Annotated in this window: 21 protein-coding genes; 13 read left to right on the top strand and 8 right to left on the bottom strand. The window is 69.4% G+C overall.

Annotated features, from left to right (window positions below; genetic code table 11):
• Positions 1-220 precede the first annotated feature (220 nt).
• The 3 genes from JMJ55_RS18925 to JMJ55_RS18915 all read right to left on the bottom strand — a co-directional run bounded on the left by JMJ55_RS18925 (position 221) and on the right by JMJ55_RS18915 (position 3342).
• Positions 221-1288, bottom strand: a complete 1068-nt coding sequence (locus JMJ55_RS18925) for a DUF2332 domain-containing protein (RefSeq protein ID WP_202827153.1) — start codon at positions 1286-1288, stop codon at positions 221-223.
• A gap of 168 nt (positions 1289-1456) precedes the next feature.
• Complete coding sequence (locus tag JMJ55_RS18920) at positions 1457-2230, bottom strand: alpha/beta hydrolase family protein (RefSeq protein WP_202827152.1); 774 nt, start codon at positions 2228-2230, stop codon at positions 1457-1459.
• The gene (locus JMJ55_RS18915) at positions 2230-3342 is read right to left on the bottom strand and encodes a DUF3182 family protein (protein ID WP_202827151.1); all 1113 of its coding nucleotides are present in this window, start codon (positions 3340-3342) and stop codon (positions 2230-2232) included. Before JMJ55_RS18915 ends, JMJ55_RS18920 begins: the two co-directional genes overlap by 1 nt.
• 730 nt (positions 3343-4072) lie before the next feature.
• Here JMJ55_RS18915 and JMJ55_RS18910 point away from each other — a divergent pair.
• The 4 genes from JMJ55_RS18910 (at position 4073) to JMJ55_RS18895 (ending at position 8097) form a co-directional block, all read left to right on the top strand.
• Complete coding sequence (locus JMJ55_RS18910; RefSeq protein ID WP_202827150.1) at positions 4073-4333, top strand: GlsB/YeaQ/YmgE family stress response membrane protein; 261 nt, start codon at positions 4073-4075, stop codon at positions 4331-4333.
• Positions 4334-4409: 76 nt separating this feature from the next.
• Positions 4410-5789, top strand: coding sequence for a coiled-coil domain-containing protein (locus JMJ55_RS18905; protein WP_202827149.1), 1380 nt, complete (start codon positions 4410-4412; stop codon positions 5787-5789).
• A gap of 329 nt (positions 5790-6118) precedes the next feature.
• Positions 6119-6580, top strand: coding sequence for a deoxycytidylate deaminase (locus JMJ55_RS18900; protein ID WP_202827148.1), 462 nt, complete (start codon positions 6119-6121; stop codon positions 6578-6580).
• A 338-nt stretch (positions 6581-6918) separates the two neighbouring features.
• Positions 6919-8097: a pyridoxal phosphate-dependent aminotransferase gene (locus JMJ55_RS18895; protein WP_202827147.1), complete on the top strand. Its 1179-nt coding sequence runs from the start codon at positions 6919-6921 to the stop codon at positions 8095-8097.
• A 107-nt stretch (positions 8098-8204) separates the two neighbouring features.
• On the opposite strand, the gene poxB is transcribed toward JMJ55_RS18895, so the two are convergent.
• From poxB to JMJ55_RS18875, 4 genes are all read right to left on the bottom strand, one after another.
• A complete protein-coding gene (poxB, locus tag JMJ55_RS18890) occupies positions 8205-9932 on the bottom strand; it encodes a ubiquinone-dependent pyruvate dehydrogenase (RefSeq protein ID WP_202827146.1) in 1728 nt (575 codons plus the stop codon).
• A gap of 58 nt (positions 9933-9990) precedes the next feature.
• Positions 9991-10977: a Bug family tripartite tricarboxylate transporter substrate binding protein gene (locus JMJ55_RS18885; RefSeq protein WP_202827145.1), complete on the bottom strand. Its 987-nt coding sequence runs from the start codon at positions 10975-10977 to the stop codon at positions 9991-9993.
• Between the two features lie 39 nt (positions 10978-11016).
• Positions 11017-12570: an acyl-CoA synthetase gene (locus JMJ55_RS18880; RefSeq protein ID WP_202827144.1), complete on the bottom strand. Its 1554-nt coding sequence runs from the start codon at positions 12568-12570 to the stop codon at positions 11017-11019.
• Positions 12571-12708: 138 nt separating this feature from the next.
• Positions 12709-13518 (bottom strand): IclR family transcriptional regulator, encoded by an 810-nt coding sequence (locus tag JMJ55_RS18875; RefSeq protein ID WP_202827143.1) that lies wholly within the window; start codon positions 13516-13518, stop codon positions 12709-12711.
• Between the two features lie 82 nt (positions 13519-13600).
• Here JMJ55_RS18875 and JMJ55_RS18870 point away from each other — a divergent pair, with 82 nt between their 5' ends.
• The 3 genes from JMJ55_RS18870 (at position 13601) to JMJ55_RS32070 (ending at position 15691) form a co-directional block, all read left to right on the top strand.
• Entirely contained in the window at positions 13601-14617 is a 1017-nt protein-coding gene (locus JMJ55_RS18870; protein ID WP_202827142.1) for a Bug family tripartite tricarboxylate transporter substrate binding protein, read from the top strand.
• A gap of 28 nt (positions 14618-14645) precedes the next feature.
• On the top strand, positions 14646-15413 hold the full coding sequence (locus JMJ55_RS18865) for an enoyl-CoA hydratase/isomerase family protein (RefSeq protein ID WP_202827141.1): 768 nt from the start codon (positions 14646-14648) through the stop codon (positions 15411-15413).
• Positions 15414-15478: 65 nt separating this feature from the next.
• Positions 15479-15691, top strand: coding sequence for a hypothetical protein (locus JMJ55_RS32070; protein WP_407927548.1), 213 nt, complete (start codon positions 15479-15481; stop codon positions 15689-15691).
• Positions 15692-15742: 51 nt separating this feature from the next.
• Here the strand turns inward: JMJ55_RS32070 and JMJ55_RS18855 are convergent, their stop codons facing one another.
• Positions 15743-16441 (bottom strand): GntR family transcriptional regulator, encoded by a 699-nt coding sequence (locus JMJ55_RS18855; RefSeq protein WP_202827140.1) that lies wholly within the window; start codon positions 16439-16441, stop codon positions 15743-15745.
• A gap of 287 nt (positions 16442-16728) precedes the next feature.
• On the opposite strand from JMJ55_RS18855, the gene JMJ55_RS18850 reads away from it, so the two are divergent.
• The 6 genes from JMJ55_RS18850 (at position 16729) to JMJ55_RS18825 (ending at position 25037) form a co-directional block, all read left to right on the top strand.
• Complete coding sequence (locus tag JMJ55_RS18850) at positions 16729-18096, top strand: metal-dependent hydrolase family protein (RefSeq protein ID WP_236033849.1); 1368 nt, start codon at positions 16729-16731, stop codon at positions 18094-18096.
• A 5-nt stretch (positions 18097-18101) separates the two neighbouring features.
• Positions 18102-19223: an FAD-dependent oxidoreductase gene (locus tag JMJ55_RS18845; RefSeq protein WP_202827139.1), complete on the top strand. Its 1122-nt coding sequence runs from the start codon at positions 18102-18104 to the stop codon at positions 19221-19223.
• A gap of 151 nt (positions 19224-19374) precedes the next feature.
• The gene (locus JMJ55_RS18840; protein ID WP_202827138.1) at positions 19375-21483 is read left to right on the top strand and encodes a hydantoinase/oxoprolinase family protein; all 2109 of its coding nucleotides are present in this window, start codon (positions 19375-19377) and stop codon (positions 21481-21483) included.
• Entirely contained in the window at positions 21476-23224 is a 1749-nt protein-coding gene (locus tag JMJ55_RS18835; RefSeq protein WP_202827137.1) for a hydantoinase B/oxoprolinase family protein, read from the top strand. Before JMJ55_RS18840 ends, JMJ55_RS18835 begins: the two co-directional genes overlap by 8 nt.
• Complete coding sequence (locus JMJ55_RS18830; RefSeq protein WP_202827136.1) at positions 23224-24213, top strand: ABC transporter substrate-binding protein; 990 nt, start codon at positions 23224-23226, stop codon at positions 24211-24213. Before JMJ55_RS18835 ends, JMJ55_RS18830 begins: the two co-directional genes overlap by 1 nt.
• Positions 24213-25037 (top strand): ABC transporter ATP-binding protein, encoded by an 825-nt coding sequence (locus JMJ55_RS18825; protein WP_202827135.1) that lies wholly within the window; start codon positions 24213-24215, stop codon positions 25035-25037. The genes JMJ55_RS18830 and JMJ55_RS18825 overlap by 1 nt, the downstream gene beginning before the upstream one ends.

The raw sequence follows: 25037 nt of genomic DNA, 5'->3' as shown, positions 1-25037 counted from the left end.
TTTCGTCGGCATCACGGCTGGCTTTGGCGAGGATGGGCCCGCGGGGAGGGTGGTGGCATTCGACCAGCCAGTCGTTGCGCTCACGCAGACGTCTGACCAACCCAGACGACGGGACAGCAGCAAACTGGACCTGACGCCGAACAGTGTGTGATCGGTGAAGCGCCGGCTTCCTATAATCTTTTCGCCGGTGCCGCACCTAGCGGACATATAGCAGGCTGGCCTACCCCAGCCAGCGTAGCTTCTCCCCATGCGTGTCGCCCAAACCGAGCACGCGCTCGCCTCCACTGGGCCACCGGGTCAGGCGCAAGCTCGCTCGCTCGCCGTAGGCCGGGTCCGCCTCGAAGCGGAGCCAGGCGAAAGGCGCCTCCGTTGTTGCAGCCGCCCCCACCCGCGCCGCGTGCGCTGCGATCCGGGCCGCAGTCTTCTCTGGGGCATACTGGAGGGCCACCGCATGCATGAGCACGCGCGCCACCCCCTCCTCGGCGGCACCCGGATCAAGCACAGCTTCGGTCCAGGCGGCTGCCTCCGCGCGGTCCAGCCGGGGCGGGTCATTGGCCGCGACATCGATGGCGGCTTCGACGCGGGCAAGCCTATCGGCCTGGTCCGGCCACACGTAGGCGAGCAGGCGCTCACGGTCAGCCGGGTTGGCCACATCAAGCGGGTCGAGGTCGCACCCCTGCCGCCGCCAAACATGTGCCGGCACTCCTGCTGGCGGCAGCCCCCCTTCCCAGGCAGGACAGATCTTTACCGACGAGCCCAGCGTACCGGCCGTTACGGCGCCCAACTGATGCTCGTAGCGGTCAAGCATGAGGATTAGGCCCGCGCTCGCGCCGAGCTCGTGCAGCGCGAAGGGCAGTCCACCGGTCTCGGCGGCGATAACGAGGAGGCCCGCCATGAGCGGGGCCGAGCGCATGGGCTCGTTGGTCTGTGGCGGGCGGTCGAGCCAGGGCAAGAGGTCGGCATCGGCGTCTGACAAGGCGCCGGCCAGGGCCGCCCCAAGCGTCCCCGCTTCGGGCGTTGGGTTGGGCGGGTACATCGCAGCCAGGCGCGGTAGGCGCCCCTGCCGGACTAGAGCATGTAGGCCGCCAGCCAATCTGAGCGGAACCGAGTCGCCGCGTGCGTCGGGTCGCCCGGACCAGTCCAGCAGGCGTCGTCCGACTTCTGTCGAGCGGTCGAGCGACCGCTCAAGCACCTTGCAGAGCAGACCCGTAAAGGGTGAGCCGCGGTCGGCGCACGATCTGGCCTGAGTGGCAAAGGCCTCGCGGATGGCGGTCTCGGCTGAGGTCATCGTGGGCGGATCCTCGTGGTCATGTTCGCTCTGCCGGAACGCGTCTGCGCGGCGGGTGTCCTTGTGGAGCGGACGCTGTCTGGCGGAGGGATCACGCCCAATAAGGTCTTCCAGAGCGGCCGCGTCTGTTCGGCGGCATCCCATGCAGCAGGGCCTGTAAAATGCGGTTTAACCCGCCCACGGACGACCGGAGGGGTAGGCTCGGCCGCCTCGAGCGTCCAACACCATCTCCGTCACCCAACTCATAAGCAGCGCGGCGTAGGCCTCCTGTGACGCCCTGTCGGACAGCCCATGGTCGGCACCCTCGATCCGGCGATAGGTCAGCGAGCGAGCGCGCCGGAACGCCGCCAGGTAGTTCGCGACCACCGCGTGAGGAATGATATCGTCGTGCTCGGATTCAACGACTAGCGCATCGCCCTCAAACTCCGCACAGGCGCCTAGCGCCCGGTTCTCCTCCGCGGCGACTGGACCCCGCCGGTAAGCCGCCAAAGCGTCCTTGTCGAGCCGCTGCTTCGGTGCTGCCCAGTCCTCGTCACGGTAAAGGGCAGGCACCCGCAATGTTAGCCACCTGACGGGCCGGAGTGTGGTGAGGATCGCCGCCAGGTAGGCGCCGTAGCTGCTGCCGACGACACCGATTGCTGCCCGATCGACACCCGGTTGGCCGGCTAAGGTATCGTAGGCCGCTACAAGGTCGTGCAGGTTGTCCTCGCGCGACACGCTGTCGTGCCGCGGGTCGTCTCGCGCCACGCCGCGCGGCTCGAAGGTCAGGCCGACGCAGCCGAGCGATGCGATCTGGCGGGCGCGGGGGAGGTAGACATCCTGATTACTCCCCCACCCCTGCACGAAAAGCATGCCGGGGATCGCGGTCGCTGGCGCGACCACGGTGCCGGGAATGCTCCGGCCGTCGACCGGGATTTCGACCGCTTCATCGCGCGTAGCCATCAGAACTCCACCATCGCGTATTTGGTCATCGGGCCATCCAGAGCGTCCACGCCCCGAAAGTACACCGTCGCGTTCGGCGGTGGCGGCGCGGCTTCGCCATAGATCTCCACGGTGGCGGCGCGTACCGTGCACAGCGCGGGTTCGGCGCGGAATGCCTCGAGCGCCGCAAGCTCGGCGCCGCTTGCGCCGCCCACACGCCAGGACTGCTCCAGGACGCCGCAGCGGGGCCGGCCGATCGCGTCTGTCCCCTGGGCGACGTCGTAGTTGCGGCGCGAGGCGAACATCCCCGCGAAGCACTCCACCGCCGCTGCATCATAAACCTGCACCTGTGACACCGCGAGCCGCGCTTCCTCCGGAAGTTCGAGCCCCGCCAGCGCCTCGAAGCCGCCGCGTGCGACGAACAGCTCGGAGCCGCCGTAAACGGCCGTGCCGCTGTTGTCCTGGGTGAGGCGCTGTGTGCCCCAGTAGGTTGCAACAAGCTCGGCCACCCGCACTTGGCCCACGCTGTAGGTCGTCACCGTCGCGAGGTTCTCCTCCAAAACCAACCCGTCCTCCGAGAAGGTTGCGGCCTCCATTCCACTGAGCAGCACCTCCAGCTCGGCCATGTCGGAGACCACGACCTGACCGCGGCCGCCGGTCGCCCGCACTGGCTTGACGCGCACTGGCCCGCGCTCAAGCAGATGCTCGCCAGCGCGGCGAGCGTCGGCGCGGGCGAAGGCGGTGAAGCCGGAAAGGACGGCACCACGCACCCGGTGCCCGAAGGCGGGCGACCAGCCGGGCGGCGCTGCCGCGTCCGGATCAACGAGTGGGTGGGTGATCGCCTTGGTTGCTACAAAGGCATGAGACACCACGCCGCCGAACAGGTCGTGCTCGTCGCGCACCCCAAGCGCCAACGCCACCTCGAGCCCGACCAGGGTATCGCTCGGCACGAGGTAGACCGGCCCCGGGTAGCGCGTGCCTGGATCGTACTCTCCCACAAATTCGAAGCCTTTAAGAACAGCCAGCTGCCTTGCTATCCCCTCGCGGGTGGCCCTTTCGTGGCTATGGGCGAAGCCGCGTCCGGGGTCGGAGTACACCGCCACAATGCCACGCTGCACCTGGAAATCTCCCATCGCGCCTATGCTCCACTTCCTAGGAGGCCAAGCGGCAACGCCGGGCCACCCAGGGGTGAGGGGCCGAACGCCTTGCGGGAAGGTGCCGTGCCGCTGCATCCGGCGCAGGAGTTGAAAAGGGCCACACCAAATGCCTGAGCGCGCGCCAGCCTGGCGCGGTCGGCAGATCACCGAAGTTTGCTCGACGCATTGCGCCGGAGCTCGTTGCGCCGGACGAGACCGCGGCACTGGACGACAAAGGATTGGGCGGGGTGGGCGGCACGCCAGTGGGGGTAGTACGCCCACCGCCGTGGAGGAGCTTTGGGCCGCGACGCCCCCACTTGGCAGCGCAGCTACCGCTTCGGGATCCCCTTGCGCAGGGTTACGTCTCGCAGAATGCCAAGAAGTCCAGCACGGCTGCGTTGGAGGTCGCTGGATTGCGGTGTTTCATCAGGTGTGAAGCGCCCAGGATGCCACACGTCGGACGTTCCTGAGCGAGCGCTCCAGCGCGTCTAGTATCCGTGCGTAGGCCGGCAGTGATCGTTCTGCGCCGACCTGCAATGTTGGTGCCGACAGCCCCATCTAATCGGTGCGCCGCTGGCCAGGTCGGGCGAAAGGCGCGATGTCCGCATCTGGGCTTTGATGCCGAGGTGGCACTAGGCGCCAAGCTACGCGTTGTGTTCGCCAAGGCGGCACATGGCGGTCTTGGTGGCGCTGGTAGCCGTTTCGGCGCGCAGGGGAGGAAATCAGGATGGGCATTATCGCCTGGATAGTGTTCGGGCTCATCGCGGGCTGGATCGCTAACAAAATCATGCATGGCGAGGGTTCAGGCCTGCTGATGAATTTGGTGCTCGGCGTCGTGGGGGCATTCGTCGGTGGCCTGCTGATAAGTGCCATAGGCGGTGTTGGAGTCACCGGCTTCAACCTGTGGAGTCTGCTGGTAGCGGTCCTCGGGGCAATCGTCGTGCTCTGGCTTTACAATGCCTTCTCGTCCCGCCGGCGCGCGTCCTAAGTTCTAAGCAGGCTCCTGCGGACCGCTGACCGCCTCCGAGGGCCAAGCAGCCTCAGCAGCAAACGGGACAAATTCAATGGCACCGCTGTCTACCTGGCCTAGGCCCGCTTTGATCACGCTGGGGGTCCTCCTACTCGCGGCGGTCCTCGGCTGGGGCTTCGCTATCAACAGGAACAGCCGGCTCGGCGACCGCGAGCAGGCTCTGGCCGCAGCCGAAACCCGCGGGCGCCTGGCGCAGCAGCGGGTCGGCGAGGTTGAGGGCGCGCTGACTGCGGAGCGCAGAGCCGCGGGCGATCTCGCCGCATTGGAGCAGCGGATAGCGGGCGCCCAAGGCCAGGCAGCCACGGCTGAGGCGCGGGCCAATGAGCTGAGGACCGGTGTCGAGACTGCCGAGCGGCAGTTTGCCGACCTCCGTCAGCAAGCCGCGGCCGAGGAGCAACGGCTACAGGGACTGCGCGGTGAGGCTGGCGAAGCCGAGCGCGGCCTTGACGCGCGGCGGGCGGCCCTAGAGGAGGCAGGCGGTCGGGTTGAGGCAGCCAACCGGGCGGCCGAGGACGCTGCTGCCCGCCTGCGCGGCTTAGAAGCGCGCTCGACCGAATTGACTGGCTCAGTCGGCGGCGCCGAGCAGCGGCTGCAGGCGCTTCTCAGCGAGGTGCGAGCCGCTGAGGGCGAGCTCGCGGCTCGCCGTGCTGCGCTAGAGGAGGCCTCGGCCCGGCTGACGCAGGCCATGACTGCGGCGGAGGAGGCTACCGGTCGGGTGCGGGGCTTGGAGGCGCGCTCGACCGAGCTGGCCGGCACCGTGGCCGGAACAGAGGGCCAGCTTGCGCAACGCCGTGAGGCCATTGCGGCCGCCGAGGCTGCGCTTACCGAGCGTCGCACTCAGCTCGAACGCGCTCAGACCGAGTTGTCGCGCCTGGGCAGCGCCCGCGACCAAGCGTTTGAGGCTATTCGGAGCCTTGAAACCCGCAGTGCTGAAACCGGCAACGCGATCCGGGTTGCAGAGCAGCGCCTCACCGAACTCGGGCAACAGGCTGCCGCCGAGGAGCAGCGCCTGCAGGCGCTGCGCGGCCAAGCTGGGCAGGTACAGCAGTCCCTGGCAGAGCAGCAGCGGGATATTCCAGCAGCAGAGCAGCGGCTCCAGGCGCTCCGCCGCGAAATCGGCACAGCCGAGGGCGAGGTTGCTGCGCGACGCGCGGCGCTGGACGAGGCTGGCACCCGCGCCAGGGGCCTGGAGGCACAAGCAACGCAGTTGACACAGGCGGCCGAAACAGCGCGCCAGAGCTTGCAGCAGCTTCAGCAGCAGGAGCAGTTGCTGCGGGGTCAGCTGGAGAGCCAACGCCAGGAACTCGCCGCCCTGCGGGCGCAGGTCGCGCGTGAGCGCGCCTCGCCGACCGTACCGGGTTCGAGCCCGGCGTCACCATCGGTCGATGGAGGTGGAGGGCAACCGAGCCGCTGACGTGAGGAGGCCGCTCGTGGTGGCTCGGCGCCGTGTAGGCGCTCTCCCCCCAGAGACTTTCATTCCCCAGTTCCCACCCCTGCTCCATTCGGTCTCTTCACGGAACATTCCCTATAGTCCTGGTAGGCGCTGAAGGTCCAGGTTTCGCCACAGCGAGCGCGGCTAGCTTGGTGGTGCAGCGGTGGACCAGGGGCGGGTATCCTCTCCGAGGTGCTGGGGTCTCCCCAAACCCCAAGGATTGGTCGCAAGCACGATACCTCTCGACAATCGGCTCTTCGAAGCCTGCCGGTCTCGAACCGCGAGGCTTTTTGTGCCATCTGCACCGCCACATGAGTGACGCTCACATCTCCCCCCGTTGGGACGCTCGGTTCCTGGCTCTGGCCATGCACATTGCTGGCTGGTCCAAGCACCGTACAACCAAGGTTGGTTGCGTCGTTGTCGACGACGACCGCCGGATCCGGGTGACCGGCTACAATGGCTTTCCGCGCGGGGTGACCGACCTGCCGGAGCGGCTTGCCGATCGTCCGACGAAGTTGCTCCTCTCCGTACACGCCGAGGCCAATGCGGTCGCCACGGCCGCGCGCTCGGGTGTGTCGCTCGCCGGTTGCACGGCCTACATCACTCATCCGCCATGCGCGGCCTGCGCTGCCTCACTGATCCAGGCAGGGATTCAGCGGGTTGTGTTTCAGGGCCAGTTGCGGGCCGACTGGGCCGATAGCGAGGCGGCGGGCCGTCTCCTCATGGATGAGGCCGGCGTGGCTTGGCAGCGTGCAGCGGCCACCGAAACATAAGGCCAGACGTCCCGGCCGAGGCATAGGCTCCGGCCGGTGCCAGGCAGCCGCCAAGGCTAGAGCGCGCACGGAGCTGGAGCGCAGCCCAGGGGAGGGCGCAGCGACTCCTCAGTCGGCATCGCCACATGCACCGCTCTGCTGTAGTTCGATCTCAGCGGGTGGGTTATTATGGGCAGGCGGTGGTGTCCCAGTCCTGCCCCCAGCAGACGCTTGCGCAACGTCTTTCCTGGGTGCCTGTGCCGGTCCAATTGTGCCGGTCCAATAATGCTGACAAGGGGGCTTGCCCTCGGCCGAGACCCGCGGCATCCGCCCTGCACCTGCCAAGGATGTCTCGCCGCATGGACGCCGACCTCGCCGAAACCCTGCCCGCCCGGATCCACGGCGTCGGCACCAGCCAGATCGGCATGGTGGCCGATCGCGGGCGCCACGATCCGGAGGTCATCAAGCTTTGGATCGGTGAGGGTGACCTCCCGACACCCCCCTTCATTGTCGAGGCCGCGCACCGCGCCATGCTGGCCGGCGAGACGCGCTACACCTACTCCCGCGGCCTGCCGGCGCTGCACCAGGCACTGTCCGACTACCATCGCCGCCATTGGAAGGTCGAGGTCGCGCCGGAGCGCTTTGCGATCACCGCGGGCGGCATGAACGCCATCATGCAGACCTGCCAGGCGCTGCTGGAGCCCGGCGACGAGGTCATCATCCCCGCCCCGGGCTGGCCCAACCTGGCCGAGGCCGTCCGGGTCGCGGGCGGCGTGCCGGTGCCGGTCGCCTACCAGCAGGCCGAGGGCGGCCGCTTCACCCTGGCGCTGCAGGACATCCTTGCCGCTGTCACGCCGCAGACGCGGATCCTGGTGGTGAACTCGCCCTCCAACCCCACGGGCTGGGTAATGCCCCTGGCGGAGATGGAGGCGCTGCGGGACGCGGCGCGGGAGCGCGGTCTCTGGATCCTCTCGGACGAGGTCTACAACCACTTCACCTACGGCAATGCGATCGCACCCTCCTTCCTTCAGGTCACGACGCCGACGGACCGGCTGATCGTCACGAATACCTTCTCCAAGAACTGGGCGATGACGGGGTGGCGCGCAGGCTGGGTCACCTACCCGGAGGGGCTGGCAGCCACCTTCAGCAAGCTTGGGCAGTACAACACGACCTCCATCCCGACCTTCATCCAGCATGCGGCGGTGGCAGCGCTGGAGCAGGGCGACGCGTTCATCCGCACGATGGTCGGCCGCTGCGTCGAGAGCCGTGCCATCCTGGTGGAGGGGCTGTCCCGGATACGCGGCGTGACGGTCTTCCCGCCGGAAGGCGCCTTCTACCTGATGGTGTGGGTCGATACGGGGGAGACCAGCCTCGACCTTGCCTTCAGGTTGCTGCGCGAGGCCAAGGTGGGCGTCGCGCCCGGCACGGCCTTCGGGCCGCAGGGCGAGGGCTTCCTCCGCATCTGCTTCGCCATCAGCCCGGAACTGGCCCGGGAAGCGGTGGCGCGGCTCGCGCGCGTGCTGAGCAAGCCAGTCTAGCGGCTGTCGCGGCGGGTTCGTCCAGCGGCGTCTGCTCCGGTCCGCGGAAGACAAGCCAGGCACTGTCGCAAGCCCTGGTCAGGCGGGGCTCGCGTGATGCTCATGCCTCACCGCCAGAGATTGGTGCGGGCAAGTTCCAGGACTTCGTCTCCGCGGCCGCTGATGACGGCCTTGGCCAGGTAGATGCCGAAGCCCTTGGCCTGCTCCATGGTGGTCTTGGGCGGCAGGGTCAGCTCCATCCGGTTGGTCACGACATCGACCAGCGCCGGGCCGTCATGGCGCAGGGCCTGGGTCAGGGCGCCCTCCAGATCCGCCGGGTCTTCCACCCGCAACCCCAGCATGCCGGAAGCGGTGGCGACGGCGCCGAAATCGGGGTTGCGCAGCTCCGTGCCGGCATCGAGGAAGCCGCTGGCCTTCATCTCCAGCTCGACGAAGCCGAGCGTGCCGTTGTTCACCACCACGACCTTCACCGGCAGCCCGGCCTGCATCAGCGTCAGGTAGTCGCCCATCAGCATGCTGAAGCCGCCATCGCCGGAGAGGGAGATCACCTGCCGGCCTGGAAATGCCGCCTGGGCGCCGATCGCCTGCGGCAAGGCATTCGCCATGGAGCCATGCCAGAAGGAACCCAGCAGGCGCCGGCGGCCATTCATGGTGAGGTAGCGCGCTGCCCAGACCGTCGGGGTGCCCACATCGCAGGTGAAGATCGCATCCTGTGCCGCGACCTGATCGAGCATGCGGGCCAGATATTGCGGATGGATCGGCTTCCGCCCCGGATGGCCGACCGCCAGCTCGTCGAGGCCCTTGCGGGCCTCGCGGTAATGCGCCAGCGCCCGGTCGAGGTAGCTCCGGTCGGTCTTCGGCGTCAGCAGCGGCAGCAGCGCCCTGGCCGTCAGCGTCACATCGCCGACCACGCCGAGATCGACCCGGCAACGGCGGCCGATATTCTCGCCCCGCAGATCGACCTGCGCGACCTTCGCATCGGTCGGGTAGAATTGCCGGTAGGGGAAGTCGGTCCCCAGCATCAGCAGCGTGTCGCAATCCATCATGGCATGATAGCCGGAGGAGAAGCCGATCAGCCCGGTCATGCCGACATCATAGGGATTGTCGTATTCGACGAATTCCTTGCCGCGCAGGGCATGCACCACCGGCGCCTTCAGCGCCTCGGCCAGCGCCACCACCTCGTCATGCGCGCCGGCGCAGCCGCCGCCGCACAACATGGTCACCCGACCCGCATCGTTGAGCAGCCGGGCCAGCGAGGCGAGATCCTCGGCATTCGGCTGCACCAGCGGGGGCGATGGCGCGATCCAGCGCGAGGCTACGGCCACCTCCGCCTCCTCCAGCGCCACGTCGCCCGGAATGACGACGACGGAGACGCCGCGCTTCGCAATGGCCTCGCGGATGGCGATGTCGAGGGTGCGGCCGATCTGCGATATGGTCGCCACCGGTCCGACATAATGGCTGCATTCGGCGAAGAGCTGGCGCGGATCCGTTTCCTGGAAGTAGCCGCTGCCGATCTCGGCCGAGGGAATATGCGCGGCGATCGCCAGCACCGGCACGCGGCTGCGGTGGCAGTCATAGAGGCCGTTGATCAAATGGAGATTGCCCGGGCCGCAGCTCCCGGCGCAGACGGCGAGCTGACCGGTCAGATGCGCTTCGGCGCCGGCGGCGAAGGCCGCCGTTTCCTCGTGGCGCACATGAACCCAGTCGATATTGCGCTTGCGGCGGAGCGAGTCCGTCAGCCCGTTCAGCGAATCACCGACGACACCGTAGATGCGCCGGACGCCAACCGAATGCAGCGTATCCGCGATGAAATCGGCGACGGATTGCTTGGCCATGGGTCAGTCCCTCTTCCGTGAGGGGTAACGCCAGCCAGCGCCGATGGTGGCATTGGGCTTAGGTCAGCTCCATCACCAGCCCTTCGCGGCGGATGACGTCGCGCCATTTCGCAGTCTCGCGGCTGACGAAATCGCCGAATTGCTCGACCGTCGTGACATGCGCCTGCGATCCCGTCTGGGCCAGGCGCGACGCATTGTCCGGCTGCGCGAGGGCCTTCCTGATCTCGGCGTTGCAGGCCGCCACCGCTTCCGCCGGCGCATTGCTGTGCGCGAAGAGGCCGACCCAGGTGCTGACGTCGTAGCTTGCCAATTCGGGCGCCAATTCCCGCAGCGCCGGCAGATCGGGAAAGAGCGGGCTGCGCTCGGCCGAGGTCACGCCCAGGGCGCGCAGGCGGCCGGCCTGCACATGCTGGCTGGCGGCGATGAGGTTCTCGAACATGAACTGGATGTTTCCGCCCAGGAGGTCGGTCAGCGCGGGTGCCGAGCCACGGAAGGGCACATGCGTGGCCGTCGCACCCAGCAACTGCAGGAACCACACGCCCGACAGGTGCGGCGACTGCCCGATGCCGGAGGAGCCGTAGTTGAGGGCCCCCGGCCGGCTGCGCAGCAACGCGATGAACTCCGGCAAGGTCGTGGCCGGGACGGAGGGATGCAGGACCAGCACATTGGGCCCGCGGATCAGGCCGGACACCGGCGCGAAGGCGGTCGGCGCATAGGGCAGTTCCCGGAACAGCGTATAGGCGATGGCCTGCGGCCCGATATTGCCGACCAGCAGCGTTTCCCCGTCCGGGGCCGCGCGCAGGAATTCGGTCGTGCCGATGATGCCGCCGCCGCCGGCACGGTTGTCCACCACGACCGGCTGACCCCAGGCCGCCTGGAGCTGCGCGGCCACGATCCGCCCCCCGATATCGGTGATGCCGCCGGCCGGGGCCGGCACGATGACCCGCATGGGGCGCGTCGGCCGCCAGGTACTGGCGCGGGCGCGCGAGGTGGCGGCCAGGGCAGCCGCTGCCCCGAGGACGCTGCGCCGGTTCAGGCTCGGCATGGTGTTCTTTCCTCCCTGTTGCGATGCAAGCCCTGGCGGCTAATTCACCCTGCGTGACGCCGACTGCCACCAGGGCGCGCGGAGCGCCCCCTTCTGCACCTTGCCGGTGCCGCTGCGCGGCAGGGGCTCCGCCCGCACCTCGATCGTCTTCGGGCATTTGTAGCCGGCGATGCGGGTCCGGCAGTGGGCGATCAGCGCGGCCTCGGTGGCCTCGGCGCCCGGTCGCGTCACGACGATGGCATGCACCGCCTCGCCCCAGCGCTCATGCGGGATGCCGAAGACGGTGCATTCCAGCACGGCGGGATGGTCGTGCAGCGCGTTCTCGACCTCGGCGCAATAGACATTCTCGCCGCCGCTCACGATCATGTCCTTGATGCGGTCGACCAGGAACAGATAGCCCCGGGCATCGAGATAGCCGGCGTCACCGGTATGCATCCAGCCGCCACGCAGCGCCTGCGCCGTCTCCTCGGGCCGGTTCCAGTAGCCCTGCATCACCGTCGGCCCGCGCACCTGCACCTCGCCGACCTCGCCCGCCGGCAGAGGGCTGTCCTGCGCATCGGCGATGCGCAGCTCCACATTCGGCACGGTCTGGCCGGCCGAGCGCAGCAGGGGCGAGCCGGCGATGTGGTCGCGCGGCAGCAGCATGGTGGCGACGGGCGAGAGCTCCGTCTGGCCATAGGATTGCGCCAGGCCGACGCCCGGCAGGCGGGCCAGCAGGGCTTCGATCAGGGCCTGGGGCATGGGTGCCGCGCCATAGCTCAGCATCCGGAGGCTGGAGACATCATGCGCGGCGAAATCGGGCACCTCCAGCATGGCAGTCACCATGGCGGGCACCACCACCGCGGTCGTCACCCTCTCCCGCGCGATGGTGCGCAACACCTCGGCTGCGTCGAAGCGCGGCAGGACGATATGCGTGCCGGCGAAGAGGGTGGTGGCATAGACGCGGGCACCGGCCCCGAGATGGAACAGGGGGCCGCAATGCAGGTGCACCATCTCCGCGCTGAAGCCCAGCGCCGAGGAGACGTTCAGCGCATTGGTCGCCAGCCCCGCATGGGTCAGGACCACGCCCTTGGCGCGGCCGGTGGTGCCGCCGGTGTAGAAGATGCAGGCCGGATCCTCGCCGCCATGGCCCGCATCCGGCATCGGCGCATGGGCGGCGATCAGCGCTTCCAGGCTGCGCGGGCTGTCCTCGGCGATGTCGAGCAGTTCCGCCGGCTGCTCCATCCCCGCGGCCAGCTCGGCCGCGAGCCCCGCATGGGCGGCATCGGCGATGAGGAGGCGCGGCGTGGCATCGGCCAGCATCTCCGCCATCTCCGGCGGCGCGAAGCGGCTGTTGACGGGGGCAAGCACGCCGCCGACCCAGAGCGCGGCGTGATAGGCCTCGATATAGGCATGGCCGCTCTCGGCCAGGATGGAGATGCGGTCGCCCGGCTCCAGCCCCAGCGCCCGGAAGCCGGCGGCGAGGCGCGCCACGCGGTCCGCGTGCTGGCGCCAGGTGTAGCGGCGTGCCCCATCCACCAGCGCCACGCCGTCGCCGCGAATGGACGCGGCGCGGGAGATCGCGCTGGCGAGGCGAAAGGGCGGTGTGCTCATGCGGCGCCGGCCCCGGCGAGGCGCATGACCGTGACCATGGGATTCATGCCCTGGCGCTCCCTCCATCTTCTTCCCGGAGGCTAACGGCTTAGGAAAGCCGGCGGCAAGACCATATTCTGTGGACCAAAGAATTTTCCTTCAGTCGAATACGAGGGCACGCCGGGTATTCGCGGCCAAGGCGGTCAGCTCCTCCCCGATCTGCGCCAGCATAGCCGGCCCATGCTGCACCCCGAACATGGAGGCGCTGACGACCGAGAGCTGGTCGCTCTCCATCACTGGGGCCGAGAGGGTGGTGACGCCGAGCACGTAATGCCCCTCATCCAGGGCCCAGCCGCGCTGGCGCGTCTCCTCGACCTGGCGCATGAACTCCTCGAAGGAGAAGGGGCGCTGCCAGCGCAGGGCCTCGAAGCGGCGGCGCAGCTCCGGCGCCTCCATCCCGCCGAAGGCCGCCGCCACGCGGCCCATGGCCCCGATCAGCAGGGGCAGGCGCTGGCCGACGCCCATGCGGATCCGCATCACCTGATCGCTCTCGGCCACCTGGGTCAGCACCATCCGGTCCGGTCCGGCGGGCCGCCAGAAGGTCACGGTGACGCCGTGCCGCAGGGCCAGTTGCCGCAGCAGCGGCTGCACTTGGCCGAGCTTGGCGCCCTGTGCGAAGGCCGCCCGGGCCAGGTCCACCAGGCCGAAATCCAGCGTGTAGCTCTTCGCCTCCGGGTCGATCCGGACCAGCTCACCCTGGGCGAGGGCGTGGAGGATGTTGAAGCAGGTGGAGGTGTTCAGCCCGAGCGCCCGGGCCAGGGGCGTGACACCGAGCGGTGCGCGCGAGGCGGCGAGGTGGCGAAGGATGCGGATCGCCGCGGCCACGGCCGGCACCTCGCCACGGCCGGGGGAGGCGGCCGGCCGCTTCCGCTCATCGCCGGGCATCCTCACTGCGGCCTGCTCACCCATGGTTCGATCATGCCTCTTTGTGCTTGCAAGAATAATTTTCTCTGTAAAGAATAACCACAACAATCTTCGGAGGAATGCCAGGGTGCACCGCAGACCCTTCCTCTCGCCGAAGCGTGACCTCCCGTCTCCCATGGCGATCGGGCGGCGCGCGGCCCTGGCCGCGCCGCTGCTCGGCCTCGCCGGACGGGCGGGGGCCAGTGGCGACTATCCCGGCGGGCGAACCGCGACGGTGGTGATGCCCTATACGGCCGGGGGCCTGGTCTCCATCCTGGGCGATACGATCAACCGAGGCCTGATGCAGCGGCTGGGCGGCTCCTTCGTCACCGATTTCCGTCCGGGCGGTTCCACCGCCATCGGGGCGCGGCAGGTCGCACGGGCGCGGCCGGACGGGCTCACCCTGCTGATGGGCAGCGTCACCACCTTCACGGTCCTGCCGTTCACGGTCCGCAATCTCGGCTACGACCCGCTGGCGGATTTCGAGCATCTGACGATGATCGGCAATACCCTCTTCGTCCTGGTGGGCAATCCGCGCTGGCCGGACCTTCCCGCGCTGCTCGATGAGGCGCGGCGGCGGCCGGGCGCCCTCAGCTATGCCTCCTTCGGCGCCGCCACCACCGCGCATCTCGTCATGCTGGACTTCCTCCGCCGCGCCGGGCTGGAGATGCTGCATGTCTCCTTCGGCGGGTCGGCGGCGGCGATCACGGAGATCATCGGCGGCCGCGTGGATGTCATGTTCTCCACCCTCGCCTCGGCCAAGCCGCATCTGGAAGCGGGACGGCTGCGGGGCTTCGGCATTCCCTCGGCGCAACGCACGGCCGCGCTGCCCGACATCCCGACGTTGATCGAACAGGGCTTCAACGACTTCACCTTCGACGCCTGGCTCAGCATGGCGACCCCGGCCCGCACCCCGGCCGCGATCACGGGCGCGCTGGAGGCCGCATTGATTGCGACCTTCGCCGATCCCGAGGCGCGCGCCCGTCTAGACACGCTGGGCTTGGAGGCGACGCCGCCCGGTGCCGCCGCGGTGCAGGAGAGCATCCGGCGGAATCTCCGGCTGAACGGGGAACTGGTCAACCAGGCCGGCATCACAGCGGAATAGCGGGACAGGGGGACCGGGAGGAATGACGATGGAAGCGGTGACCGTCGAGCGTGTGGGCAAGGTCGCCCTGATCCGGCTGAACCGGCCGAAAACCCGCAATGCCATGAGCGTCGAGATCAAGGCCGGCCTGTCGTCCGCGTTTCCGGCGCTGATGTCGGATCATTCGGTCCGCTGCGTCGTCCTCACCGGCTCGGAGAATGCGTTCTGCGCTGGCGGCGACCTGACCAATATGCAGGACCGGCGGGCCCCCGCGGTGCGGGAGCGGCTTCAGGCCGCCCATGCCTGGACGCAATTGCTGCTGACGGGCGAAACGCCCGTCATCGGGGCGGTGAATGGCGCGGCGGCCGGGGCCGGCTTTGCGCTCGCCATGCTCTGCGATGTCTTGCTGATGAGCGAGACCGCCTATTTTCAGGCCGGCTTCCCCGCGATCGGCGCCGTGCCCGATCTTGGCCTCGCCCTGACCCTGCCCAGGGCCGTCGGCGTGGCCAGAGCGCGCGAGATTCTCCTGACGAACCGCCGCATTGCCGCGGCGGAGGCGGTGGCCCTCGGGATCGCCGCCCGGGCCGTCACACCGGACCGGCTGATGGAGGACGTCATGGCGATGGCCGCAGGCATCGCCGCGGGTCCGAGACTGTCGACCGGCCTGACCAAGCAGCTGCTCAATCAGGCCTACGGGCCCATCGAGCGCTTCATGCAGGAAGAGGCCATGGCCCAGGCCGTTGCTTTCGGCGGTGACGAGTTCCCGGAAGGCGTCGATGCCTTCCTGAACAAGCGCAAGCCGAATTTCGGGGGCTGACCGCCCGCGCATCACGCCTGGCCGGCCCACCCGCCGGCGCCGCCCTGCTGCTGGGCGCGCTCGGGGTGGTGTTCGGCGATATCGGCACCAGCCCGATCTATGCCTTCCGCGAAGCCCTTCGCGCCGCGGGCGCGGAGGAGCGGGAGGCCGGCGCCACCCCGTTCTTCCAGCCCTATGTGGTGCCGCTCGCCGCCGCGGTGCTGGTCGGGCTCATTGCCTTCCTGACCCGCAATGCGGTGCGGGCGCCCGACGACTTGCTGATCCCACCGCGCGGGTAGTCGAGCTCGGCACGCGGGTCGAGCTGTGACGGATCCGTCGCAACGGCGGCGCTAGATCCCGGCGAGCACCTGCAGGATGCTCCGCTTGCTGTTGTCGAGATGCAGCGCCATGGCATCCCGCGCGGCCGCCGCATCGCGGCGCTCGAGTGCCGCGATGATCGCCAGATGCTCCAGGGAGCCCGGCAGGAAGCGTTCCGGCATCCGCTTCAGGTTGAACATCCGGGTCTTGCGGCGGAGGCTGCGCACCAGCTGGGCCAGCACGGCATTGCCGCTCGCATCGGCGATGCTGCCATGCAACCGGTCATCGGCGTCCCAGTGATTGCCGCCATCCGGGATGGGGCCGTGCATCTGCGTCTCGAACAGGGCGCGTAGCTGTGCCAGCGCCGCTTCGCCGATCCGCGTGGTGGCCAGGGCAATCCCTTCCACCTCCAGGACCGAGCGGACATGGAAGATCTCCATCAGCTCGCTCGCCGGGAGTTCGCGCACCATGAGCAGGCGGCCGGCATGGCGGGTGACGAAACCCTCCGATTCCAGCCGCGTCAGCGCCTCCCGGATCGGCGTGCGGGAGATGTTCAGCGCATCCCCCAGGGCGCGCTCCTGCAGCAGATGCCCCGGCGGCATCTCGCGCGAGAGCATGCGGTCCAGCAGCACCTCATAGGCCCAGTCGGCCAGGCTGCGGGTACCGGATGCGCCCTCCGCTGTGCCCAGGCTCGCCTCGCCGGCCATTCCCGCATCCAGTAGTGCCGCCATGCCCTTGTCGCCGTCCTCCCTGGGGGGCGCCGCACCGCAATAGGCGCTTGCGCCGTTTGGTATGGGCTGGGTATACCAAGGTTAGGCGTGACGCCAGTGAAATCACCGGCGCCGCCGAAAGCCCGCTCGCGGGCCTTGGAAGGAAGTCGAGGCATGCTGTCAGGGCCAGCACAGGCCTGCCGCCGCCGCCTTCTTGCACGCCGCCGGGGCAGGTGCCCGGCGGTCGCGCTCCGCCGCTCCGCGACATCCGCCTCCCTTGCCACCCAGCCGAAGGACGCGTGACCCAGATGACTCACCATGTACGATGCGGGAGCTTCTTCGCGGGCGATGCGACCACGGCGCAGCGGGACTGGACCTTCTGCTTCGACGCAGCCGGCACCATCACCCATGCCGGGCCTACGGCCATGGCTCCGCCGGTCGGCCCGCAGGACACGGTGCTGGACTACTCTGACCTCTTCGTCATGGCCGGGCTGCAGGATGTCCACACCCACCTCGCCTATGGAAACGCCAAGAGCGAGGAGGACATCGACCTCTACCAGCCGATGGAATTCCGCGCGATCCGCGGCCTGTTCTTCGCCCAGAAGGTGGTTGCGGCCGGCTATACCTCGATCTGCGCGCCGGGCGATGCGGGGCAGATCAGCCTCTCCGTGCGCGACGCCATCAATTTCGGCCTGTTCGAGGGACCGCGCGTCACCGCCGCCGGCCGCTACCTCACCAGCCGCCAGGGCCTGACCGACTGGTATCCCACCTGGATCGGCGCGCCCGATACCTCGATCGGCCGCCTTATCGCCAGCAAGGAGGAGGCGATCGAGGAGATCCGCGTCCAGGTGAAGAACGGCGTGGACTGCATCAAGCTGGCCATGGATGGCGTGCAGACGCGCGAGGATGGCGAGCTGATCGCCGCCTTCAACCAGGACGAGACCAGCACCATGGTCGCCGAGGCGCATCGCCTGGGCAGGAAAGTGGTCGTCCATGCGCGGGGCCGCGAGGCGACCCTCTATTCGGCCCGCGCCGGCGTGGACCTGATCTTCCACGCCTATTACCTCGATGACGAATGCCTGGACGCCATGGTGAAGTCGGGCAGCGCCATCGGTCCGACCATGACCTTCCCACGCAACATCATCGACTTCACCCAGCCGCATGAGCCGGCCGCCATCAAGGGCCGCCCCTCGGCGGTGGAGCGGGAATACGAGATCGGCTGCGAGAACCTCCAGAAGGCGCGCAAGGCCGGCATCCCGATGATGACCGGCACCGATAGCGGCTTCGCGGTGACGCCCTACGGCGAATGGCACGCCATGGAGCCCGAGATCTTCGTCCGCGACCTGGGCTTCACCCCGGGCGAGGCGCTGCGCTGCGCCACCTCCGTCACTGCGCGCTTCATGGCCAAGGGCGGCAAGCTCGGCGTGCTGGAACCGGGGCGCTTCGCCGATTTCATCGCGGTCGATGGCTCGCCGCTCGAGAACATCGCCATCCTGCAGGACAAGTCGCGCATCCGTCACGTCCATATCGCCGGCAAGCGCATGCAGATCCCCGAGCGCGGCTACGACCCGCGCCAGGTCACCGACCGTAGCTGGAGCAACTGGACCGACCTCTACACCCAGGACCGGGTGAGGGAGCTGCGCGGCCAGCGTCCGCGCCTCGCCGCGGCGGAATAGCGCCGATGGCGCGGCGGCATGCGGAGATCGCCGGGGCCGGCTTCGCCGGCCTGGCCATGGCCACGGCGCTCTGCCAGCGCGGCTGGACCGCGCGGGTGCATGAGGCCAATGCGGAGCTGCGCGCCTTCGGCGCCGGCATCTTCATCTGGGAGAACGGGCTGCGCGTGCTGCGCGCGCTCGGCGCCTATGACGCCGTGGCGGATGGCGCCTTCGCCGCGCCGGCCTATGAGACCCGCACCAATGGCAGGGTGCTCTCCTTCCAGCCGATCAACGGCGCCGGCCAGTACCGGCTGCTGACCATGACGCGCCAGCACCTCTATGCCGCCATGCTGGCGGCGGCGCGGCGCGCCGGCGCGGAGATCGTGACCGCCTCCGAAGCGGTCGGTGCCACGCCGGAGGGCGAGCTGCTGCTGGCCGATGGCAGGCGGCTGCGGGCCGATCTGGTGGTCGGGGCGGATGGCGTGCGGTCGAAGGTCCGGGATTCGCTCGGCATCCCGCAGCAGCGCCGCAAGTATGAGGACGGGCTGATCCGGGTGCTGACCGACCGGGCGACGCTCAAGGGCGGCGACTGGGACCATGTGATCGATTTCTGGCACACGGCAGGGCGGACGCTGCGCATCCTCTACACGCCTTGCGGCGCCGATCAGCTCTATATGGCGATGATGGCGCCGGTCGCGGATGCCGAGGCCTCTGCGGTGCCGGTCCGGCCGGGCCCCTGGATCGAGTGCTTCCCGCAACTCGAGCCCGTGCTGACCCGCATCGGCCAGGTCGCCCGCTACGACGTCTATGAGACGACGAAGCTGGCGCAGTGGTCAGTGGGACGCGTCGCGATCGTGGGCGATTCCGCGCATGCCATGCCGCCGACGCTGGCGCAGGGCGCCGGCTGCGCGGTCACCAATGCGCTCGGCCTGGCCGTGGCGCTGGAGGAGGCAGAAACGGCGGAGGCGCTGCGTCTCTGGGAAGCGCGCGAGCGGCCGCTGACCGACCACACCCAGCGCCGCGCCGCCGAGATCGCGGAATCCCGCATCCTCGCCAGCGGCATGTCCTGGGATGACGAGGGCCTGCGCGCCGCACGGCATGTGCCGACGGGAACCGGCCAATACTCCGATCTGGCAGGGACGGCCTGAGCATGGCCCGGCGTAGCGCCCCGTTGACGCGGCGAGGCGCTGCGATAGCATCGGCCATCCCGGCACAGACCGGGCAAGAATTCCGGCCGGGATGCCGGACAGGGCGGATCCCAGCGACGGCCGGACCCCAAGCATGGGAACGGTAGATGCGATGCGTGCCGAAGCAATGACTGGCGGGGCCCGCATCGGCGTCGATGTCGGGGGAACCTTCACCGATGTCGTCCTCGCCTTACGCGGCGGGCAGTTGCATATCAGCAAGGTCTCCACGACGCCGGCCGATCCGAGCCTTGGCGTGACGGCGGGCATCGCCGCGGTGCTGGCCGAGAGCGGCATCGCGCCCGCGGCGGTGACGGAAGTCGTCCACGGCACCACGGTTGCCTCCAACACCATCCTGCAGAAGGCGGGCGCCCGGACCGGGCTGCTGACCACCCAGGGCTTCCGCGACGTGCTGGAGATCGGGCGCATCCGGACGCCCGGCATGTTCGACATGAGCTGGAAGAAGCCCGAACCGCTGGTGCCGCGGCGCTGGCGGCTGGAGGCGGTGGAGCGCATCGCGGCGGATGGCAGCGTGGTGCGGCCGCTGGACGAAGCCTCGGTGCGGGCCGCCGCCGCCTGGTTCCAGGCCGAAGGCGTGCAGGCCGTCGCGGTCTGCTTCATCAACAGCTACGCCAACCCGGCGCATGAGCAGCGGGCGGTGGCGCTCCTACGGGAGGCGGCGCCGGACCTCCTGGCGACGGCCTCCTGCGAGGTCCTGCCGGAGATCAAGGAGTATGAGCGCACCAGCACGGCGGTGGTGAATGCCTATATCCTGCCGAATATGCGGGGCTACCTCTCATTGCTGAGTGAGAGGTTGGCGCAGCTCGGCATCGCCGCGCCGATCCAGGTGATGGCCTCGAATGGCGGGATGGTCGGCGTGGCGACAGCGCGGGAGAGACCGGTCTTCGTCGTCGGCTCCGGTCCGGCCGGGGGCGTCGCCGGCGCGGCACGCATCGGCCCGGGCATCGGCTCGCCCGACCTCATCGTCTTCGATATGGGCGGCACCACCGCCAAGGCCTCGATCATCGAGGCCGGCCAGCCTTCGCTGGTCACCGAATATGAGTTCCGCGACGGCATCAGCTCGCCTAGCCGCTTCACCAAGGGCGCCGGCTATATGCTGAAGGTGCCGGCGGTGGACATCGCCGAGGTCGGCTCCGGCGGTGGTTCCATTGCCCGGATCGATGCCGGCGGGTTGCTGGTGGTGGGGCCGGAGAGCGCGGGCGGCGATCCTGGCCCCGCCTGCTATGGCCGCGGCAATAGGCGCCCGACCGTCACCGACGCCAACATGGTGCTCGGCCTGCTGAATCCGGAGGCGCTGGCCGGCGGTTCCCTGCCGGTGAATCCGGAGCTCTCGCGGGCGGCGATCGAGCAGGAGGTGGCGCGGCCGCTCGGCCTTTCGGTGGAGGCGGCGGCGCATGGCATCCGCCAGGTTGCCAATGTCAACATGGCCCGCGCCATCCGGGCGGTGACGGTGGAGCGCGGACGGGATCCGCGCGACTTGGCGTTGATGGCCTTCGGCGGCGGCGGGCCGCTGCATGCGGTGGAGGTGGCCCGCATGCTCGGCATCCGCCGGGTGCTGGTGGCGCCGATCTCCGGCGTCTTCTCGGCCGCCGGCATGCTCTCGGCCGAGGCGGCGCATGACTTCGTCCAGCCCCTGCTCGCGCCGCTCGATGCGGTGGCGGAGGGTGATGTCGCGCCGGTCCTGGCGGCGCTGCGGCGCCAGGGCGAGGCGGCGCTGGCCGGGGAGGGCTATGACCGCGCCGAGGTGCTGCTGCGCTTCGCCGCCGATCTGCGCTTTCAGGGCCAGTCCTCGCAGCTGACCGTGCCCTTGCCCGAAGATGGCTTCGAGGCAGCGGCGCTGCGCGACGGCTTCCGCCAGGCCTATCAGGACACCTTCGGCTACCGACCGGAGGAGCCGGTGGAGCTGGTGAATCTGCGACTGACGGCGGTAGGCGTAGCGGCCGGGCGGCTCGACTTCACCAGCCTCTCCCTCGCCCCGAGCGCGCTCGCGGCCACCGCAGGGACGCGGTTGGTCAGCTTCAGCCGCGGCGCGCCGGCGGTGCCGACGCCGGTCCTGCCCCGCGCCGCCCTGGCCAGCGGATCGGTGGCGGGGCCGGCCATCATCGAGAGCTACGACACCACCGTGGTGCTGCCGCCCGGCAGCACCGCCACCGCGGCCGATTCCGGCTGCATCGCCATCGATGTCGGAGTGACCGATGCCTGACCACAGCCCGGGCGCGCTCGCCGACCCGATCACCTTCGCCGTGGTGAAGAACGCCATGGACGCGATCGTGGACGAGGTCGCCTATACGGTCATCCGAACGGCGCGGTCCGAGATCGTCAAGGACGTGATGGACTACTCCGCCGCGATCTGCGACGCGCATGGGGAGATGGTGGCGCAGGCCAAGACCATCGCCCAGCATCTGGGCGCGATCCCGGAAGCGATGCAGGCGGTGCAGGCGCGCTGGGGCGGGAAGCTCTCGCCCGGCGATGCGGTCGTGATGAACGACCCCTATCTCGGCGGCATGCACCTGCCGGACATCTTCATGTTCCTGCCGGTCTTCCGCGATGGGGCCATCCTGGCCTGGATCGTGGTGATCTGCCACCACACCGATGTCGGCGGCCGCGTCCCGGGCTCGAACGCCGCCGACAGCACCGAGATCTACCAGGAAGGCCTGCGCATCCCGCCGCTGAAGCTGTTTTCCGATGGTGGGGTGAACGAGACGCTGGAGAGCATCATCGCGCTCAACGTCCGCGTGCCGGACCGGGTGCTGGGCGACCTGCGGGCGCAATATGCCGCCTGCCAGGTCGGGGCACGGGAGATCCAGAGGCTCGCCGACCGCTACGGCACGCGGCAGCTGCGCGCCTATCTGGCGGAGCTGCTGGACTATGCCGAACGCATGACGCGGGCGGAAATCGCCACCTGGCCGAAGGGCACCTACACCTTCACCGACCATATCGACAGCGATGGCCTGTCCGACGCGCCGGTGCCGCTGACGGTCGCCATCACCGTGCATGAGGACAGCCTGTCGGTCGATTGGTCCGGCTCCTCGCCGCAGGTGCGGGCGGCGATCAACTCCACGCTCTCCTTCACCAAGTCGAACAGCTTCCTCTCGGTCCGCTGCGCCCTGCGGGGCGAGGTGCCGAACAATGCCGGCGTCTTCCGCTGCATCCATGTCACGGCGCCGGAGGGGAGCGTGCTGAACCCGCGCTCGCCGGCGCCCGTCGCGGCCCGGGCCCTGACCGGCTACCGGGTGATGGATGCGATGTTCGGCGCCCTGGCGCAGATCGTGCCCGACCTGATCCCGGCCGCCGGCGAGGGGGGCAATACCGTGGTCTGCCTCGGCGGGCGCCACCCCGACAACACGCCCTTCATCATGGTGGACATGATCAGCGGCTGCTGGGGCGGAAGGCCGGACCAGGATGGCATCGAGGCGATCACCAACCCCTCGCAGAACCTCTCCAATACGCCGGTCGAGGTGCTGGAGCGGCAGCATCCCGTGCGGGTCGAGGAATACGCCCTGGTGCCGGATAGCGGCGGCCCCGGCCGGTTCCGCGGCGGGCTGGGCCTGGCCCGCAGCTACCGGCTGCTGGCCGAGGAAGCCATCCTGCAATTACGCGCCGACCGGCTGGTCTTTCCGCCCTACGGCCTTGCGGGCGGCGAGCCCGGTGGCCGCAGCGGCAACTGGCTCGGCGAGGCGGCGGAGCGCCGGACCCTGCCGGGGAAGGTGACCATGACCATGCGCCGCGGTGAGCTGCTGACCCATCACCAGGCCGGTGGCGGCGGCCATGGCGAGCCCTGGCAGCGCGCGCCGGAGGCGGTGGCGGCGGATGTCTGGAACGGCAAGGTCACGGCCGAGGCGGCGCAGGCCCGCTATGGCGTGGTGGTCGATGCCGCGACCGGCGCGGTGGACAGAATGGCGACGCAGGCGCTGCGAAGCCAGGGCAGGGGGGAGGGCAGGTGATGCTGGACAGGCTTCGTCTCGGCCGGCGTGCGGCGCTGGCGGGATCGCTGGCGACACTCCCGGGCATCCTGCGGGCGCAGGGCCAGGACAAGCTGACCGTGCGCTGCGACTTCGCCCCCTGGGGCATCCAGGCGGCGCTGCACCTGGCCGAGGTCAAGGGCTGGTTCCGCGAAGCCGGCCTGTCGGTCGAGGTGCAGGATGGGCGTGGCTCGGCCAATACGCTGCAGCTGGTCAATGCCGGGCAGGCGGATGTCGGGCAGATCCAGCTCGGCCTGGTGCCCCAGGCGCGGGACAATGGCGCGCAGGTGACCTCCTTCGCCTGCTGGGGCCGGCGCACCGACCTCGCCGCGATCGTCGATCGCGACGGGCCGCTGCAGAAGGTCCAGGATTTCCGCGGCAAGACGGTGGTGTGCTTCGCCGCCAGCCCATGGGCGCCCTTCATCGATGCCTGGCTGAAGGCCGGCGGGCTCGATCGCAGCACCGTCACCGTGCTGATGGTGGATCCCGCGGCCGTCTGGGGCACCTATGCCAATCGCCGCGCCGATGCGCTGCTCTCCACCCTGCCTTCCGCCCTGCCGCCGGTGAATGTGCAGCGGGCCAGCCGCGGCGTGCTGGCCGAGGATGCCGGCATCGGCTTCCCCAGCTACGGGCTGATCGCCACCGAAGCGACCTTACGCAACAAGCGTGACGCGCTGGCGCGCTTGGCCCAGACGCAGCAGCGCGCCTGGGCGCATATCCGCGACAATATCGAGGACGGGGTGCAGGCCATGCTCCGCCAGCGCCCCGATGCACGGCTCGACCCCGCGGTGCAGCGCGAGCAGATTCGCCTCACCCTCGATTTCTTCAACACCCCTGCGACGGAGGGCAAGCCGATCGGCTGGCAGGCGGATGCTGACTGGCTGGCCGCGATGCGGTCGCTGGAAGGCGCCGGCGTGGTGAAGCCCGGTTGGGACATCAAGAAGTACTTCACCAATGAGCTGATCACGTGATGGCGCCGCTCGAGCATCCGGGCCTGGAGGCGATGACCGAAGCGACGGCGCCGGCCTGTGTCGAGATCGAAAGGCTCGGGCGCCATTACGGCCTGCCGGCCAAACCGATCGTGGCCTTGCAGGATGTCTCCCTGACGGTGCGCGAGGGCGAGTTCCTGTCGCTGCTCGGCCCCTCCGGTTGCGGCAAGTCCACGCTGCTGCGCTGCATCGCCGGGCTCGACAAGCCGACCACCGGCGCGGTCCGGGTGCGCGGCAAGCCGCTCTCTGGGCCGCCGGCCGGCATCGGCATGGTGTTCCAGCGCGACGTGTTGCTCGACTGGCGGACGATCCTCGACAATGTGCTGATCTCGGCCGAGTTCCAGGGGCGCGGACGCAAGGAGAATATCGGCCGCGCTCGCGCCTTGCTGGAGCGCTTCGGCCTCGGCGGCTTCGCGGACCGGCGACCCTGGGAGCTTTCGGGCGGCATGCGTCAGCGGGCGGCGATCTGCCGCGCCCTGCTCTGCGACCCCGACCTGCTGCTGATGGACGAGCCCTTCGGTGCGCTCGATGCCATGACGCGGGACGACCTGAATGTCGAGCTTTCGCGCCTGGTCCAGCTCGGTGGCCGCACGGTGATCTTCGTGACGCATTCCATCGCCGAGGCGGTCTATCTCTCCGACCGGGTCGCGGTGATGTCCCGCAGCCCGGGGCGGGTGGCCGAGGTCTTCGAGATCGACCTGCCACGGCCGCGGCCGCTCTCGATCCGCGAGACGCCGGAATTCGGCCGCCATGTCGGGCAGATCCGCTCGCTCTTCTCGCGCCTCGGCTTGGTCAGGGAAGAGTGA

This window comes from Belnapia mucosa, assembly GCF_016775475.1.
Taxonomy (GTDB): domain Bacteria; phylum Pseudomonadota; class Alphaproteobacteria; order Acetobacterales; family Acetobacteraceae; genus Belnapia; species Belnapia mucosa.
The sequence above is the reverse complement of the archived record's forward strand: the minus strand, read 5'-3'. Positions and strand labels throughout refer to the sequence as shown.

Excerpts from the sequence above, each read along its gene's own strand:
- JMJ55_RS18920 (WP_202827152.1), bottom strand. The coding sequence starts at position 2,230 with ATGGCTACGCGCGATGAAGCGGTCGAAATCCCGGTCGACGGCCGGAGC.
- JMJ55_RS18915 (WP_202827151.1), bottom strand. The coding sequence starts at position 3,342 with ATGGGAGATTTCCAGGTGCAGCGTGGCATTGTGGCGGTGTACTCCGAC.
- JMJ55_RS18825 (WP_202827135.1), top strand. The coding sequence starts at position 24,213 with ATGGCGCCGCTCGAGCATCCGGGCCTGGAGGCGATGACCGAAGCGACG.
- JMJ55_RS18895 (WP_202827147.1), top strand. The coding sequence starts at position 6,919 with ATGGACGCCGACCTCGCCGAAACCCTGCCCGCCCGGATCCACGGCGTC.
- JMJ55_RS18880 (WP_202827144.1), bottom strand. The coding sequence starts at position 12,570 with ATGAGCACACCGCCCTTTCGCCTCGCCAGCGCGATCTCCCGCGCCGCG.
- JMJ55_RS18910 (WP_202827150.1), top strand. The coding sequence starts at position 4,073 with ATGGGCATTATCGCCTGGATAGTGTTCGGGCTCATCGCGGGCTGGATC.
- JMJ55_RS18855 (WP_202827140.1), bottom strand. The coding sequence starts at position 16,441 with ATGGCGGCACTACTGGATGCGGGAATGGCCGGCGAGGCGAGCCTGGGC.
- JMJ55_RS18835 (WP_202827137.1), top strand. The coding sequence starts at position 21,476 with ATGCCTGACCACAGCCCGGGCGCGCTCGCCGACCCGATCACCTTCGCC.
- JMJ55_RS18885 (WP_202827145.1), bottom strand. The coding sequence starts at position 10,977 with ATGCCGAGCCTGAACCGGCGCAGCGTCCTCGGGGCAGCGGCTGCCCTG.
- JMJ55_RS18850 (WP_236033849.1), top strand. The coding sequence starts at position 16,729 with ATGACTCACCATGTACGATGCGGGAGCTTCTTCGCGGGCGATGCGACC.
- JMJ55_RS18900 (WP_202827148.1), top strand. The coding sequence starts at position 6,119 with ATGAGTGACGCTCACATCTCCCCCCGTTGGGACGCTCGGTTCCTGGCT.
- JMJ55_RS18925 (WP_202827153.1), bottom strand. The coding sequence starts at position 1,288 with ATGACCTCAGCCGAGACCGCCATCCGCGAGGCCTTTGCCACTCAGGCC.
- JMJ55_RS18875 (WP_202827143.1), bottom strand. The coding sequence starts at position 13,518 with ATGGGTGAGCAGGCCGCAGTGAGGATGCCCGGCGATGAGCGGAAGCGG.
- JMJ55_RS18830 (WP_202827136.1), top strand. The coding sequence starts at position 23,224 with ATGCTGGACAGGCTTCGTCTCGGCCGGCGTGCGGCGCTGGCGGGATCG.
- JMJ55_RS18865 (WP_202827141.1), top strand. The coding sequence starts at position 14,646 with ATGGAAGCGGTGACCGTCGAGCGTGTGGGCAAGGTCGCCCTGATCCGG.
- poxB (WP_202827146.1), bottom strand. The coding sequence starts at position 9,932 with ATGGCCAAGCAATCCGTCGCCGATTTCATCGCGGATACGCTGCATTCG.
- JMJ55_RS18840 (WP_202827138.1), top strand. The coding sequence starts at position 19,375 with ATGCGTGCCGAAGCAATGACTGGCGGGGCCCGCATCGGCGTCGATGTC.
- JMJ55_RS18905 (WP_202827149.1), top strand. The coding sequence starts at position 4,410 with ATGGCACCGCTGTCTACCTGGCCTAGGCCCGCTTTGATCACGCTGGGG.
- JMJ55_RS18845 (WP_202827139.1), top strand. The coding sequence starts at position 18,102 with ATGGCGCGGCGGCATGCGGAGATCGCCGGGGCCGGCTTCGCCGGCCTG.